The organism is Pectobacterium versatile (assembly GCF_020166435.1).
Lineage (GTDB): Bacteria > Pseudomonadota > Gammaproteobacteria > Enterobacterales > Enterobacteriaceae > Pectobacterium > Pectobacterium versatile.
The window spans coordinates 158,469-173,535 of sequence record NZ_JAINZP010000008.1; the positions used below are offsets into that span (position 1 = coordinate 158,469).

Consider the following 15,067-nt stretch of genomic DNA (forward strand, 5'->3'; position numbering starts at 1 on the left):
CAGCCCCCGGATAGTTCGAGTGGCATGACACTAGATAATGCCCTGCTGACGACCGTCAGCAGGGCTGGAGTATCAGATGAACAAGTTTGCTTTACTGCCACTGCTTACGGTGGCGGTACTTTTTACTCTGGTTGGCATTCCCGTATTGTTCGTTGCGCTACAGGCGATCTTCCCGAACTTGGGTGCGGGCTCTTTTTCGAACCCGTTCTCGGCATTCGCAGAAGTCTTCGCACAGGCGCGCTTGTTCGCGCTGTTGAAAAATACGCTGCTGCTTGGGCTGGGTGTTGCCCTGTGCTGTGCGGTCATTGCTATTCCACTCGGTGCGTTGCGCGGGCTCTTTGCGCTACCGCTGGCAAGGTTTTGGGATTTACTGTTTCTCATTCCATTCCTGATCCCACCTTATATTGCTGGGCTGTCGTGGATGCTGGCGCTACAGCCACGAGGCTATGCGGAACAGCTATTACCCATTCAACTCGGTGAGGTTCTGTTTTCACTGCCCGGCATGATTGGTGTCATGACGCTGAATATTTTCCCAGTCGTCTATTTCGCCGTTTCGCGCAGTATGGCCGCAAGCGGAAACCGTCTGGCGGATGTCGCTCGCGTTCACGGTGCCAGCGGCTGGCAGGCCTTCTTGCGAGTCACGCTGCCATTGTCGCTACCTGCGACAGCGGCCAGCCTGCTGCTTGCCTTCACGCTGGCGATCGAAGAGTACGGCATACCCGCCGCATTGGGATCACGTGCCGGTATTCAGGTCCTGACGACAAATATCGAGCAACGTCTGGCGGACTGGCCGATCGATCTCTCCGGTTCAGCGGTGCTGTCTTTGCTGTTGGTCGCCATCGCGCTCTGCGCATTTACTTTACAGCGGGCGATGGTCGCCGGTAGCAATGTGGAAACCACCACTGGCAAACCCGCCGCCATTGTTACTCGTCCATTAGGAGTATGGCGCTGGCCGGTATTAATGCTATTTAGCGCCGTCGGGCTGCTGGCCGTCGGGATTCCACTGGCTTCCATGCTGATTACCGCGTTTTCTGCCACTATCTCTAGCACGATTTCCTGGCAAAATTTAACGTGGCAGCACTTCACCATGTTGGCTGATTACGAAAACGAAGCGCTACCCGCCTTGACGACCAGCCTGGGGTTGGCTGTCGGCAGCGCGTTGCTGACGGGAACGGTCGGCTTTCTGGCATCCTGGTTTGTGGTCGCCAAGCGTATTCGGGGAGCGGCAGTGTTGGATGGCCTATCGATGCTACCCGCCGCGCTGCCGGGAATCGTTGTCGGAGTGGGGTTGATACTCGCCTGGAACCAAAGCTTCTGGCCGATCACGCCCTATAACACTTGGGTGATTTTGCTGCTGTCATACAGTTGCCTGCTGCTGCCCTACCCCGTCCGCTACAGCAGTGCTGCATTGGCGCAAATCGGCAGTAATCTGGAGTCAGCGGCGCGCGTTCACGGCGCTAGCGCGATGGCGGCATTACGGCTGATTGTGTTCCCGCTGGTATTCCCCAGCTTGCTGGCAGCGATGATGCTGGTCTTTGCCGTCGCATCACGCGAGCTGGTGACATCACTCCTGCTATCACCTGCCGGTGTGCAAACAGTGTCTATTTTCGTTTGGCGTCAGTTCGAGCAAGGTTCCGTCGGGGATGGGATGGCGATGGCAAGCGTTGCCGTATTTATCAGCCTATCGGTGATGTTGCTGGCATTACGATTTCATGCGCTAAAAACAAAATAAGCGCCAGATCCGTAGCGGAAATGGCGCTTAATCAGTACCGTTGAATGTTTCAAACTCGTGGCGTCAGTATGCACAACGTACTGGCGTCACTACTCACGACTATATTCACTACTACGCGCGCAGAGCGGTCAACGGTAACCTGGCGCGATATTCTTAATAAAAATCGCAGGCGGCGGCTTCGGACTGCGCCATCCAGACAGGCTTATCGCTGGTTTTCAGCCAGACACGGTGTAAATAGCTGTAAAAACGCGCCCGATCGCGGCGGAACAGCATCACCGGTAACGCCAGCACGCCGATGGCAACCACGGCAGCGCGACGCAGGAGAATACGGTGCAAGGGATAAGTAGTATAAAGCGACATAACGATCCTCCTCTGGGATAAGCACCTTTGTTCAGCGGCGCTTTCCATAACGATAAAATAAGAACTGTGACATTGGTTAAAATTTTACCGCCTTTTCTGAAAGTTTACTACTCATCGGACCAGAAAAAGATGAAATAATCGCCAATTTTTTCGTCATCACGTCACTAAGTTACAACAAGGTTAAAAATAAATTTACCATTGGTTAATTTATGGTTTTAGGTTGGATCACTTTACTCCCTCTTCTCACCGCACACCGTCTTGTTGGAAGGGGAAGGCTGTCGCACTGCGCCGTAACAGCAGGAAACACCACTGGTGAGTTTTGGTAATATTACTGTCGATTTGCTTAACCAGCAGGTCAATCGCGATGGTCAGGCACTGCACCTGACGCCCATCGAATTTCGCCTGCTGGCAACATTGCTCGCCAGCCCCAGTAAAGTGCTAACGCAGCGCCAGAAGCTGGAAAGCGACCCAGCAAGACCGCGTCATCTCTTGACTGAAACCGCTATCGGCTATCGTTTTATGCCGTAAAATCATCTTTCTGTATCAAGCGACGTCCGTGAAGAATCCCTCCCGCGGCACACGCTTGTCTTTTCTTCAGGAATACGTCGTCATGAGTAGTTGGTTAATTTACGCTTTGCTGTCCGCTGTATGTGCCGCGATGGTTGCGATATTTGGCAAGATTGGTTTGCAGAATTTGGACGCCAATACGGCGACTGCGATTCGTGCCGTCATCATGGCACTTTTTCTGGTGGGCGTTGTGGTTGCGCAAGGTAAGCTGGCGCTGGTCGGTGAGGTTATTGCTAACAAGAAAGCGCTGTTGTTCATTGTACTCAGCGGTGTCGCGGGTGCGCTGTCGTGGCTGTTTTATTTTGTCGCGTTGAAGAACGGTAACGTCGCACAGGTCGCGCCGATCGATAAACTCAGTGTGGTCTTCGCCGTCGTGCTGGCAGTAATACTGCTGGGAGAAAAAATTTCGCTGATGGCAGGAGCCGGTGTTGCGCTGATTTCTGTGGGAGCGTTGCTTGTCGCGCTGGGATAAAGGCGTTCTGCGTTTTCTGTCCGTACAAGATTAAAAAAGCAGACCGTTGAAAAACCTATTTGCCGAATGAAAACGGGAGTAACGGAATAGAAGAGTAAAGCGTTTGCGCCAGGGACAAAAACGTCAGGAACGTTTTTGAACGTCGCTTGCGATGGCCCTGAAAGGGTGAATCTCAGGGATGAGATTCATATCCGCGCAACCCGAGCTTACATGGACGTACTTGCAGCGTCTTTACGATCTATCCGTTACACCCGCTCTGCGGACTTTGTCAGCAGTCTGAAAGGCGCTGCAAGCAGCGCCTTTTCACTTATTTAGCCGTTGCGAGAACCGCGCTAACAATCTCTACCGCTTCTTTCTCGATACGCTCGCGGTGTTCCACCCCGAGGAAACTTTCACAGTAGATCTTGTAGGCTTCTTCCGTACCAGAAGGACGCGCGGCAAACCAGCCGTTCTCCGTCATCACTTTCAGGCCACCAATCGATGCCCCGTTGCCCGGTGCAGCGGTCAGACGTGCAGTAATCGGATCGCCCGCCAGCGTGCTGGCCGATACCTTCTCAGGCGACAGCTTAGACAGCGCAGCTTTTTGTGCATGTGTCGCAGAAGCCTGAATACGGTTGTAGCTCGGTGCGCCAAAGCGCTGTGCCAGCTCATCATAGTGCTGCTGCGGGTTTTTACCCGTCACTGCCGTAATTTCCGCCGCCAGCAGACACAGAATGATGCCGTCTTTGTCCGTCGACCACGGCGTGCCATCGAAACGCAGGAAAGAAGCCCCTGCACTCTCTTCACCACCGAAGCCAAAGCTACCGTCATACAGACCGTCAACGAACCATTTGAAGCCAACCGGTACTTCTACCAGCTTACGGCCCAAATCAGCGACCACGCGGTCGATCATTGCGCTGGATACCAGCGTTTTGCCGACAGCAACAGACTGCCCCCATAGTGGGCGATGCTGGAACAGATAGTTGATCGCCACCGCCAGATAGTGGTTCGGGTTCATCAGCCCTGCCGGGGTAACAATACCGTGGCGGTCATAGTCAGGATCGTTAGCAAACGCCAGATCGAATTTGTCACGCAGCGCCAGCAGCCCAGCCATAGCAAATTCTGACGAGCAGTCCATACGGATCACACCGTCGTGATCCAGCGACATAAAGCGGAATGTCTGATCGACGGCATCGTTAACCAGTGTCAAATCCAGCTTGTAGTGCTCTGCGATACGCTGCCAGTAGGCAATGCCGGAACCACCCAGCGGGTCGACACCCAGCTTCAGACCCGCGCGTTGAATCGCCGCCATGTCCACCACGCTAGCCAGCCCTTCGACATAGGCCTGAACCAGATCCTGTTCATGGACGTGTCCGCTTTTCAACGCCTGATCCAGCGTAATACGCTTCACGTCACGCAGTTCATCCGCCAGCAACGCATTCGCGCGCGTCTCAATGACGCTGGTGAGGTTGGTATCTGCCGGGCCACCGTTTGGCGGATTATATTTGATGCCACCATCTTCCGGCGGGTTGTGGGACGGCGTAATCACAATGCCGTCCGCCAGCGCACTGCCCTGACGATTGTGAACCAGAATCGCGTTAGACACCGCAGGCGTTGGCGTAAAACCATTATCCAACTGAACGATCACATCCACGCCGTTGGCAGCCAACACTTCCAGCACGGAGATAAACGCAGGCTCGGAGAGTGCGTGAGTATCTTTACCTACATAACACGGGCCGCTGATGCCTTGCTTTTTACGCTCTTCAGCAATCGCCTGCGCAATTGCCAGAATGTGTGGTTCATTAAAGCTATGGCGCCCCGCGCTACCGCGATGGCCAGACGTACCGAATTTCACCGCGTGCGCTGTGTTGCCGACTTCCGGGCGCAGCACATAATATTGTGACGTTAACTGTGCCACATTAATCAAATCGCTCTGCTGGGCAGGCTGTCCGGCCCTTGGGTGATTAGCCATTGGGGCTTCTCCCTAACGCTGTAGTTAGATAAGTAGTTAATAAATAATTTAGATGGTTCCGCACACTTTTTCTGTCAATTCCGCTGGGAACTGCATCGTCAGCATGATGTGCTCAACCATGCTGCGTTTACGACCGGTATTCGTGTTGGTGATTACCCAGTATGGCGTGCCCGGAATATGTTTGGGCTTGGTGTGTGTGCCATGCTGAAGCAACGTTTGCTGATCGCCCGCGAAATAGACTCGGGTGCGGCCATGAAGGGATTCTGTCGCGGCAGCAAACTCCTGCGGCGATAAGGTATAGAGCGTAAACAGAACCAGCATAAAGCGATTAATGGCTTTATTCTGTTCAGCATATTCATCCGACAGCAGCAGTTCACGAAGGGCTCGTACCCGATCGCGCGGGCTTGGCGCAGCAGCAGGCTGAGACGTCACCGTTGCCTCTACCGCTGGCGTGGTGACAGGCTGCCCAGCGGTAAATTTCAGCATGCGCCGTAAAATATCTGATGCGCTCTCACCAATATGCTGTGTGTGGCTGGCAATATAACGATAAAGCTCTTCGTCGACTTCAATAGTTTTCATCTTTATCCAGTGCTGTTTTTACCCGTTATCATGCAAATTACAGAGACGTTCCCCTTCTGTAACCCGACATCTATGGGTAGATGACTCAAATCAAAAGGATTATACAGGCGTTCAAACATTATCGAACAGCGGCATAGTGGGACAATACCAAAAGTCAGACTATGCCCCAATGCCTTTCACATCTCTTCAAGTGCTATCCCCGTCATACTTCAAGTTGCATATACGTTGGCTGCGCTCAAATACTCGGCCCGTCGTGGGCCTCGCCCTGAAGGGCCGCTGCAAGCAGCGTTCAAATCTGCTCCCAGCAGATTTGTCACCCGAATCACTTACTCAAGTAAGCTCATCGGGACTCCCTCGCTTGCCGCCTGCCTGAAACTCGAATTATTTAGGGTATGTATCGATTCCTTCGGTGACAACATTGATTCTAAAGTCATGATACCCTAAGCCCATGTCTCTCTGAATGAACTTCACCATGAAATTGAATCATCGCTGGCAAAATGCGCACCAACCCACAGATAAGCTCCCTGTCGTCCTGATTCATGGCCTGTTTGGCACATTAGATAACCTTGGCGTATTGGGCCGGGATTTGCAAAATACGCATGACATTCTGCAAATCGATTTACGCAATCACGGTTTGTCGCCACGTTCATCGCAAATGAATTACCCCGCGATGGCGCAGGATGTGCTGGCATTACTGGATGAACTGAACATCGAACGCGCTATTGTTATTGGGCATTCGATGGGCGGAAAAGTCGCCATGGCGCTCAGCGCGCTTATTCCCGAACGGTTGGACAAACTGGTCGCCATTGATATCGCGCCGGTGGATTATCAAGTGCGCCGCCACGACACTATCTTTGCCGCACTACGTGCCGTAACGGAAGCAGGCGTGACATCACGCGCGGAAGCAACAGCACTCATGCGCCAGCATATAAAAGAAGACGGCGTGATTCAGTTTTTGCTGAAATCCTTCCAACAGGGAGAGTGGCGTTTTAACGTACCCGTTTTGTGGGATGAGTACGAAAACATCGTGGGCTGGCAAGAGGTTCCAGCCTGGAGAGGGCCAATCCTGTTCATTCGTGGCGACGATTCTCCCTATCTGGACGATGGCTACCGCGATTCACTGCTTCGCCAGTTCCCGGCGGCGCGTGCGCATGTGATCAGCGGCGCAGGTCACTGGGTTCACTCAGAAAAACCCGAGGCGGTTTTGCGCGCTACCCACCGTTTTCTGGACACGAATTAACCAGACGACACAGACACTGGCGGATTCATGATAACGGCGGCAGTTAACCGTTGTCGCCGCCAGTCAGGCTAGGGTATGATGGCGCCCGCAGTAGAGGGACGGCTGATTCAGCCACAAGCATTGTAACCACTTCATCAAAATGCACGCATAACTTCCCAACATGTTTCACAGATAGAAAACCGCCACCTGACAATCCTGTAGCAGGATGAGAACAGGCATCGATTTTATCTGTAGAACAAGACGGACAGCGCCATGTATTTTGGTCCGAATACCTTGCAGTATATTACTTATGGCAAAAGAACAAACGGATCGCACCACACTGGATCTGTTCGCAGACGAGCGTCGTCCGGGCCGCCCCAAGACCAACCCGCTCACGCGTGACGAACAACTAAGAATTAACAAGCGTAATCAACTACGTCGCGATAAAGTTCGTGGGTTGCGCCGTGTTGAATTAAAGATTAACAGCGACGCCGTCGATATCCTGAACAGCCTTGCTGAAGAGCGGAACATTAGCCGCAGTGAATTGATTGAAGAGATGCTGCTGGCGCAGTTGGCCGAACAGCAGTCCTGATTGACGTAACCTGCTATTTATATAACGAGGTGTTCACACAACGCAGCATTTATATAACATAGTATTTACATCTTGTGCGGCGCCATTTCTGACGCCGCCTGAACGTTCACCCAAGATTAAACACGCTATCTCAGGCTAAAACGACGCTTAGAATTTTTCCCAATTGTCGTTACTGGGTGGTAGCGCTTTGCCGGCACGCGGGGCAATCACTGGCGTTTTCTGCACCGGTTTTGCCGCCACTTGCAGTCCTGACTGCGTATCGGACAGTTGGAACAGCGATACAGTCTGGTTCAACAGCGCCGCCTGCTCTTCCAGTGACAAGGCCGCTGACGAGGCCTGCTCAACCAACGCGGCGTTTTGCTGCGTTACACTGTCCATTTCTGCTACGGCCTGCCCCACCTGCGCTATCCCTTTGCTCTGTTCTTCCGATGCCGACGCAATTTCACCCATGATATCTGTCACGTTAGTCACCGCACGAACAATATCCTGCATGGTGTCCCCAGCATCACTAACCAGATTAGAGCCGGTATCTACACAGCGAACAGACTCAGAAATCAGCCCTTCAATCTCTTTCGCCGCCTGTGCACTACGCTGCGCCAAACTGCGTACTTCTCCCGCCACTACGGCAAACCCACGGCCTTGTTCTCCCGCACGTGCCGCTTCTACCGCCGCGTTCAGCGCCAGAATGTTGGTCTGAAACGCAATTCCATTAATAACGGTGGTGATCTCTGCGATTTTTCTCGAGCTGCCGGAGATTTCCGCCATGGTTTTCACCACGTTCTCAACGATTTCGCCGCCCTTCTTCGCCGTTGTCGAGGCTTGTAATGCCAGTTGGCTGGCGTGGTTGGCGTTTTCGGCGTTCTGTTTCACCGTCGCCGTCAGTTGCTCCATGCTCGCTGCGGTTTCTTCCAGCGCGGAAGCCTGTTCTTCGGTACGTGAAGACAGATCGTTGTTGCCCGCGGCAATTTCAGAAGCGCCCTGATAGATGGAATCCGTGCTGTTTCTGATCGTACTAACCGTGCTGGCCAAACTCCCCTGCATTTCACGCAGCAGTGGGAACAGTCGACCGACACAGTTATTACCAAAGTCCAGAATTGGCTTGCCCAAGTGGCCGGAAGCAATCACGCTAAAGTGATAGCGCAGATCGTTTAATGGACGAACCAGACACACCACCAGATAGCGGTCGGTCAGGAACAGCATAATCAGACCGATAACCAATCCGCTCAGCAAAATGCTCTGTCCAATCGTGGTGATTTGTTCGAAACGGACACCCGCCGCATCGAATTTTTCCGCGCTGGCGTTACTGAATGTGGAAAGAGAGGCACCAAACTGACGGCTCAATGGCGGCACAACGTTTTTAGCCTGATTTTGGTAGTCATCCAGCGCGTTGGCAACGGCCTTCTGATAAAGCGGTTCAACCCCCTGAGTCACTAGGTTATTCCAGTCACGGCTGACGGCTTGTACCAGCGCAGCATCCAGACCCGCATGATCGATAGCATTAAACGCCACCAAATCAGACTTGAGTTTATCCAGCGCGACAAGTGCAGAAGCCTGCTCTTTATCTGCGGTGGCATTATCACCGCTGCGACGCGCGTCAACTGCACGCGCCAGACGGGTTACCATACGGAAATATTGATCGTTACCCTGGTTGATAAAATTCATGTTCTGAACCAGCAAGGTGCTGGTTTTCGAGGTCGCCGTCATCTCTTTAAAAGAGAACATGGTATATATTGATACGCCCCCCCAAAGAACACAAAAAATGCCCAGCACCCATAGCATAGCGGTTCTAATGGCAATATTTTTTATAAGTTTCATAGCTAACTCCAAATCAGGAAAATGGTTAAAAAGATTTTTATCGCTAATCAACCGATATGAATCAGAAAATTCACACCATGAAACAAGTCACTTCTCCCTAGCGTTCACATTTCACCGAGTTGAAAACTCAAAAACCACGATAACTCATCGGCTAAATACAGAGAATATTTAGCGTTCTCGCTATATTTCTTAATATAATTTTTCATACTGAGAATAAACCCATCTATTTTTATAGATATAAGTCTTTTAATCATAGCGTTGCAAGCTAATTCCCCGCGCGCCCACGCCCTGCGTGCGTTGGCATGGATAGGCTATTAGGCGAAAAGGCAATTTGAATAAAATTTCATTTTATTCTTTAACATCAAAAGAATAAAATCATCTCTTACATGCTTGCATCGCTTCAGCTGCAAATGGTTATAATTCTTATTTCCATTTATTAGGAATATTCCCGCGAAATGTTACAGGTTTTCAATTCTACAAAAACATCATCTTTTGTACGCATTTTAATTCCCACAAATAGCAATGTACCGCTCCGTGATTTTTATTCCTCAAAAACAGAAGTCTGCTTTTAATTACAATCGAAACAAATCATAAAATAAAAAGTACATTCATAAAAAATGAAACGCCGTTATAAATAATTAGCCGCGACGATATTAAGGAAATGTACGTTTACTCTCAGACGATAATATAAACCACATTTATTATGTGGACTAAATCGTCAATCAATAGGGATGCTTTTCGTTCCCCTCCCCCGTCTTTCACACACTCTTGATTTACGCATCCTTACCGATACGAGTTTCTCCTAATGTGAGTGTCTGTTATTATTAACAGATAAGTGGGTGAAATATTACACCATACCATTAGGAATCAAGAGGTTATTCAATTCATGGCACTCATCGGAATATTCTTTGGCAGTGATACTGGCAACACCGAAAATATCGCCAAAACGATCCAACAGCAGTTAGGCACCAATGTTGCAGATGTTCATGACATCGCCAAAAGCAGCAAAGAAGACCTTGAAGGTTTCGATATTCTGCTGTTAGGCATTCCAACCTGGTATTACGGTGAAGCTCAATGTGATTGGGATGATTTCTTCCCGTCACTGGAAGAAGTGGATTTCACAGGAAAATTGGTTGCCCTGTTTGGCTGCGGCGATCAAGAAGACTATGCAGAATACTTCTGTGATGCCATGGGCACCATCCGTGACATTATTGAGCCTCGCGGCGCGACGATTGTCGGCCACTGGCCAACAGAGGGCTATTACTTTGAAGCCTCTAAAGGACTCGCCGACGACAATCACTTCATCGGCCTGGCTATCGATGAAGACCGTCAGCCTGAACTGACCAGCGAACGCGTAACAACATGGGTGAAACAGATCAGCGATGAGCTGAACCTGAAAGAACTGGTTGGCTAAGCCATTTGAGCTCTGATAATCCCTATCAGAGCTCAAATTAGCATTGATAGGTAAAACCTTTCATAATAATTGGTACATTTTTTTAACTTCTATCAGTAAACCTGTACAATAATCCCATCGGCTTTGTATGTGCATCATCATTTCCTCATTCATCAACAACTAATTGCGCTGTATACCAATAGTGTGAATGGGGACAATATTGTTAACATTCGCTTGTTTTCATTTTGTATGCGCGGTTCTATAATTGAGACGCTTTTGCATTTTTTGAGCCGACCGATGTCATAGGCTAGGCAGCCTCCATTGATAAGTAAGCAACAGGATTAAACCCGCATGACTGACAACAATACCGCATTAAAGAAGGCCGGCCTGAAAGTCACTCTTCCAAGACTGAAAATACTGGAAGTGTTACAGGACCCTGTCTGCCATCACGTCAGTGCGGAAGATTTATATAAGAAACTGATTGATATGGGCGAAGAGATTGGTCTTGCTACCGTCTATCGCGTACTCAACCAGTTTGATGATGCGGGTATCGTAACCCGTCATAACTTCGAAGGTGGCAAATCCGTCTTTGAATTGACGCAGCAGCATCATCACGATCACTTAATTTGCCTCGACTGTGGCAAAGTCATTGAATTCCGCGATGAATATATCGAAGCACGTCAGCGCGAGATCGCAGAAAGACACGGCATCAAACTGTCCAACCACAGTCTGTATCTCTATGGGCATTGCAGTGAAGGGGATTGCCGAGAGGATGAAACCCTGCACGATTCCACACGATAAATCGACCGCATAAAAAAATAAAACCGCCTAGGCGGTTTTATTTTTGTCTTCTTACCGGTGGCCTTAGCCTACCCAGGTATCTCGTAGTCCAACCGTACGGTTAAACACCAGATGTTCTGCACTGGAGTAAACTCGGTCAGCACAGAAATAGCCTTCACGCTCAAACTGATACGCTTTCTCTACTTCCGCCGGCGCCAGACTCGCTTCCACAAAACCTTGCGTAATTTTCAGTGAGTCTGGATTAATCGTCGACAGGAAGTCGTCCGCCGCACCCGGATTGGCCACACTGAACAGGCGATCGTACAAGCGGAATTCTGCTGGTACCGCGTGTGCCGCAGAAACCCAGTGGATAACGCCTTTCACTTTACGGCCGTCAGCCGGATCTTTGCTCAGAGTTTCCGCATCATAGCTACAGTAGATCGTAGTGATGGTGCCCTGCTCGTCTTTCTCAATGCGCTCTGCTTTGATCACATAGGCATTGCGCAGACGCACTTCTTTACCCAGCACCAGACGCTTGTACTGTTTGTTGGCTTCTTCACGGAAGTCAGCGCGATCGATGTAAACTTCGCGGCTGAATGCGACCTGACGTGAGCCCATTTCCGGCTTGTTCGGATGGTTTGGCATCGCGACAAACTCTTCATGCTCGGCGGGCAGATTCTCGACAACGACTCTGACCGGATCCAACACTGCCATTGCACGCGGAGCATTCTCATTCAGATCGTCACGGATACAGGACTCAAGCGCGGCCATTTCCACGTTGTTGTCCTGCTTCGTTACGCCAATGCGCACACAGAACTCACGGATAGATGACGCGCTGTAACCACGACGGCGCAGACCAGAGATGGTTGGCATACGCGGATCGTCCCATCCTTCAACGACGTTTTCCACAACCAGCTGATTCAGCTTACGCTTGGACATAATCGCGTATTCGAGGTTAAGGCGGGAGAACTCGTACTGACGCGGGTGACAAGGAATAGTGATGTTATCCAGCACCCAGTCATACAGACGGCGATTATCCTGGAATTCCAGCGTACACAGCGAATGCGTGATCCCTTCCAGCGCATCGGAAATGCAGTGGGTGAAGTCATACATCGGATAGATGCACCACTTGTTGCCCGTCTGGTGATGATCGGCAAATTTAATGCGATACAACACCGGATCACGCATCACGATAAAGGACGATGCCATATCGATTTTTGCACGCAGACAGGCCGTACCTTCCGCAAATCCGCCGTTACGCATTTTTTCAAACAGCGCCAGGTTTTCCTGCACGGTACGATCGCGGTAAGGGCTGTTTTTGCCCGGTGCCGTCAGCGTACCGCGGTATTCACGGATCTGCTCGGGCGTCAGTTCATCAACGTAAGCCAGCCCTTTACCGATCAGCTCAACCGCATAAGCGTGCAGTTGATCGAAATAATCAGAAGAATAGCGAACGTCGCCGCTCCATGAAAAGCCCAGCCACTCGACGTCACGTTTGATCGACTCAACGTATTCGATATCTTCTTTTACCGGGTTGGTGTCGTCAAAACGCAGGTTGCATTGCCCCTGATAGTCACGCGCGATACCAAAATTCAGGCAAATAGATTTTGCATGCCCAATATGCAGATAGCCGTTCGGCTCTGGCGGGAAACGCGTCTGAATATGGTCATGCTTACCGGACGCCAGATCTTCATCGATAATCTGACGGATAAAGTTGGTTGGGCGTGCTTCAGCCTCACTCATTCTTCATTCCTCAATGCTAAAACGACGTATAACCGACAATAATCCAACAAGCTACGCTGGGAAACAACCGTTAGTTTCATTTAATTATTCATAACGAAAAAAAGGGCGAGATTGCTATCTCGCCCCACCGCTTTCATCGACATAACATCGCGTTAAACAAGTAACGCCGTCATATTACGCCTTGTCGTACTATATCTTGTCATACTCGGCTTTCAGCGCGGTCGCTATCGATTCAGCCTGTGTGCCTACCACAATCTGTACACTCTGCTTATTCAGACGAATAACGCCCGCCGCACCAAGACGTTTTGCCTGTACATCATCAACCAGAGAGGAGTCAGCCACGTTCAAACGCAGACGTGTGATACAGGCATCAATACCAGTCAGATTGGCTTTTCCGCCCAGCGCCTGCAAATAGCCCCGCGCCAACACCGCTGCATCGCTTGATTTCTCGCCCGCAGATGCCGTACTCACGTCATAGCCATCGGCTTCACTACCGCTCACAGCCAGTTCACGCCCCGGCGTTAACAGATTGAAGCGAGTAATGGTAAAGCGGAACACCACATAGTAAATGACGAAGAATACCAGTCCCTGAGCAAGCAGCATGTACCACTGGGTAGCCAACGGGTTACGTGAGGACAGCACCATATCGACCAGACCCGCACTGAAACCAAAACCGGCGATCCAATGCATGCTGGCCGCGATAAAGACGGAAAAACCGGTCAGCAGCGCATGCAGGAAATACAGCACTGGCGCGACAAACATGAAGGAGAATTCCAGCGGCTCGGTGATCCCAGTAAAGAAGGAGGCAAATGCCGCCGCCAGCATAATCCCGGCCACTTTGCTTTTGTTTTCAGGGCGCGCGCAGTGATAAATCGCCAGCGCCGCTCCCGGCAGGCCGAACATCATAATCGGGAAGAAGCCCGCCTGATAACGTCCAGTGATCCCCACTACGGCTTTACCAGCGTCGATTGACTGCTGGCCAGCAAGGAAGTTAGGAATATCGTTGATACCCGCGACATCAAACCAGAACACAGAATTCAGCGCATGGTGCAATCCAACAGGAATCAGCAAGCGGTTAAAGAAGGCATAAACCCCTGCGCCAACCGAACCCAACTGCTGAATGTGTTCACCGAACGATACCAACGCATTGTAAATCACCGGCCAGACGTACATTAAAATGAACGCGACCAGAATCATCAGGAAAGAAACCAGAATCGGCACCAGACGGCGTCCGCTGAAGAACGACAGCGCTTTGGGCAACTCAACCTGACTGAAGCGGTTATACAGCTCGGCGGACATGACACCGACCAGAATCCCGATAAACTGGTTTTCAATCTTGCCAAATGCAGCAGGTACCTGTTCAACAGGGATCCGTTGGATCATGGCAACAACGGCCGGCGAACACAGCGTGGTCAGCACCAGATAACCGACAAAACCAGTCAATGCCGCCGCACCATCTTTATCTTTAGACATACCGTACGCGACACCGACGGCAAACAGCACCGCCATATGCCCGATAATCGCCTCACCCGATTTGATGAGGAGTGCCGCCAACGCGTTCTCGCTTCCCCAGCCAACCGGATCAATCCAGTAACCTATCCCCATCAGGATAGCGGCAGCAGGCAGCGTCGCGACAGGCACCATCAATGCCCGACCGACTTTTTGTAAATAGCTCAGAGTACTCACTTTTCCCTCTCTTACCTTTGCGAGGTAATGAAATGTTGTGGGGCAAACAAACCTGCCAATAAATTTCACTGCCGAAGAACGTCGATGTCGAAAAAATGTGGCAGCGGTGGTTCTTAGGGGGAGTGTAAGAAAAATAATTCGCTACACAAATTAAACCCCGTAATTATGTGATAAAAAT

At 50.8% G+C, this 15,067-nt stretch carries 12 protein-coding genes and 1 pseudogene; 7 read left to right on the forward strand and 6 right to left on the reverse strand.

Annotated features, from left to right (window positions below; translation table 11 throughout):
• The first annotated feature begins 76 nt into the window (after nt 1-76).
• Nucleotides 77-1,732, forward strand: coding sequence for an ABC transporter permease (locus tag K7X24_RS11950; RefSeq protein WP_103941630.1), 1,656 nt, complete (start codon nt 77-79; stop codon nt 1,730-1,732).
• Between the two features lie 153 nt (nt 1,733-1,885).
• Here the strand turns inward: K7X24_RS11950 and K7X24_RS11955 are convergent, their stop codons facing one another.
• Nucleotides 1,886-2,092, reverse strand: a complete 207-nt coding sequence (locus K7X24_RS11955; RefSeq protein WP_010299142.1) for a YbfA family protein — start codon at nt 2,090-2,092, stop codon at nt 1,886-1,888.
• Nucleotides 2,093-2,386: 294 nt separating this feature from the next.
• Between K7X24_RS11955 and K7X24_RS11960 the strand changes: the two are divergent.
• Both K7X24_RS11960 and K7X24_RS11965 read left to right on the forward strand, forming a co-directional pair.
• Nucleotides 2,387-2,620, forward strand: a pseudogene (locus K7X24_RS11960) (two-component system response regulator KdpE); the annotation flags it as partial.
• Nucleotides 2,621-2,702: 82 nt separating this feature from the next.
• Nucleotides 2,703-3,131, forward strand: coding sequence for an EamA family transporter (locus K7X24_RS11965; RefSeq protein WP_039535892.1), 429 nt, complete (start codon nt 2,703-2,705; stop codon nt 3,129-3,131).
• 307 nt (nt 3,132-3,438) lie between these two features.
• On the opposite strand, the gene pgm is transcribed toward K7X24_RS11965, so the two are convergent.
• Together pgm and seqA are read right to left on the reverse strand one after the other, a co-directional pair.
• Nucleotides 3,439-5,082, reverse strand: a complete 1,644-nt coding sequence (gene pgm / locus K7X24_RS11970; RefSeq protein ID WP_224555093.1) for a phosphoglucomutase (alpha-D-glucose-1,6-bisphosphate-dependent) — start codon at nt 5,080-5,082, stop codon at nt 3,439-3,441.
• 48 nt (nt 5,083-5,130) lie between these two features.
• Entirely contained in the window at nt 5,131-5,661 is a 531-nt protein-coding gene (seqA, locus tag K7X24_RS11975; protein ID WP_224555095.1) for a replication initiation negative regulator SeqA, read from the reverse strand.
• Nucleotides 5,662-6,133: 472 nt separating this feature from the next.
• Here seqA and ybfF point away from each other — a divergent pair, with 472 nt between their 5' ends.
• Together ybfF and ybfE are read left to right on the forward strand one after the other, a co-directional pair.
• A complete protein-coding gene (ybfF, locus tag K7X24_RS11980) occupies nt 6,134-6,901 on the forward strand; it encodes an esterase (RefSeq protein ID WP_224555096.1) in 768 nt (255 codons plus the stop codon).
• A gap of 289 nt (nt 6,902-7,190) precedes the next feature.
• A complete protein-coding gene (gene ybfE, locus K7X24_RS11985) occupies nt 7,191-7,472 on the forward strand; it encodes a LexA regulated protein (RefSeq protein WP_010285457.1) in 282 nt (93 codons plus the stop codon).
• A 147-nt stretch (nt 7,473-7,619) separates the two neighbouring features.
• Here ybfE and K7X24_RS11990 read toward each other — a convergent pair whose 3' ends face one another.
• Entirely contained in the window at nt 7,620-9,287 is a 1,668-nt protein-coding gene (locus K7X24_RS11990; RefSeq protein ID WP_224555098.1) for a methyl-accepting chemotaxis protein, read from the reverse strand.
• 886 nt (nt 9,288-10,173) lie between these two features.
• On the opposite strand from K7X24_RS11990, the gene fldA reads away from it, so the two are divergent.
• Together fldA and fur are read left to right on the forward strand one after the other, a co-directional pair.
• Nucleotides 10,174-10,701 (forward strand): flavodoxin FldA, encoded by a 528-nt coding sequence (gene fldA, locus K7X24_RS11995; RefSeq protein WP_010285453.1) that lies wholly within the window; start codon nt 10,174-10,176, stop codon nt 10,699-10,701.
• Between the two features lie 330 nt (nt 10,702-11,031).
• Nucleotides 11,032-11,481: a ferric iron uptake transcriptional regulator gene (gene fur / locus K7X24_RS12000; protein WP_010285452.1), complete on the forward strand. Its 450-nt coding sequence runs from the start codon at nt 11,032-11,034 to the stop codon at nt 11,479-11,481.
• Between the two features lie 63 nt (nt 11,482-11,544).
• On the opposite strand, the gene glnS is transcribed toward fur, so the two are convergent.
• Nucleotides 11,545-13,203, reverse strand: a complete 1,659-nt coding sequence (gene glnS / locus K7X24_RS12005; protein WP_224555101.1) for a glutamine--tRNA ligase — start codon at nt 13,201-13,203, stop codon at nt 11,545-11,547.
• Nucleotides 13,204-13,392: 189 nt separating this feature from the next.
• A complete protein-coding gene (nagE, locus tag K7X24_RS12010) occupies nt 13,393-14,889 on the reverse strand; it encodes an N-acetylglucosamine-specific PTS transporter subunit IIBC (RefSeq protein ID WP_224555102.1) in 1,497 nt (498 codons plus the stop codon).
• Between the last annotated feature and the right edge of the window lie 178 nt (nt 14,890-15,067).

What these genes read in the sequence shown, in the direction of transcription:
- glnS (WP_224555101.1), bottom strand. Translation starts at nt 13,203, where the DNA reads ATGAGTGAGGCTGAAGCACGCCCAACCAACTTTATCCGTCAGATTATC.
- fur (WP_010285452.1), top strand. Translation starts at nt 11,032, where the DNA reads ATGACTGACAACAATACCGCATTAAAGAAGGCCGGCCTGAAAGTCACT.
- ybfE (WP_010285457.1), top strand. Translation starts at nt 7,191, where the DNA reads ATGGCAAAAGAACAAACGGATCGCACCACACTGGATCTGTTCGCAGAC.
- seqA (WP_224555095.1), bottom strand. Translation starts at nt 5,661, where the DNA reads ATGAAAACTATTGAAGTCGACGAAGAGCTTTATCGTTATATTGCCAGC.
- K7X24_RS11950 (WP_103941630.1), top strand. Translation starts at nt 77, where the DNA reads ATGAACAAGTTTGCTTTACTGCCACTGCTTACGGTGGCGGTACTTTTT.
- ybfF (WP_224555096.1), top strand. Translation starts at nt 6,134, where the DNA reads ATGAAATTGAATCATCGCTGGCAAAATGCGCACCAACCCACAGATAAG.
- pgm (WP_224555093.1), bottom strand. Translation starts at nt 5,082, where the DNA reads ATGGCTAATCACCCAAGGGCCGGACAGCCTGCCCAGCAGAGCGATTTG.
- K7X24_RS11990 (WP_224555098.1), bottom strand. Translation starts at nt 9,287, where the DNA reads ATGAAACTTATAAAAAATATTGCCATTAGAACCGCTATGCTATGGGTG.
- fldA (WP_010285453.1), top strand. Translation starts at nt 10,174, where the DNA reads ATGGCACTCATCGGAATATTCTTTGGCAGTGATACTGGCAACACCGAA.
- K7X24_RS11955 (WP_010299142.1), bottom strand. Translation starts at nt 2,092, where the DNA reads ATGTCGCTTTATACTACTTATCCCTTGCACCGTATTCTCCTGCGTCGC.
- K7X24_RS11965 (WP_039535892.1), top strand. Translation starts at nt 2,703, where the DNA reads ATGAGTAGTTGGTTAATTTACGCTTTGCTGTCCGCTGTATGTGCCGCG.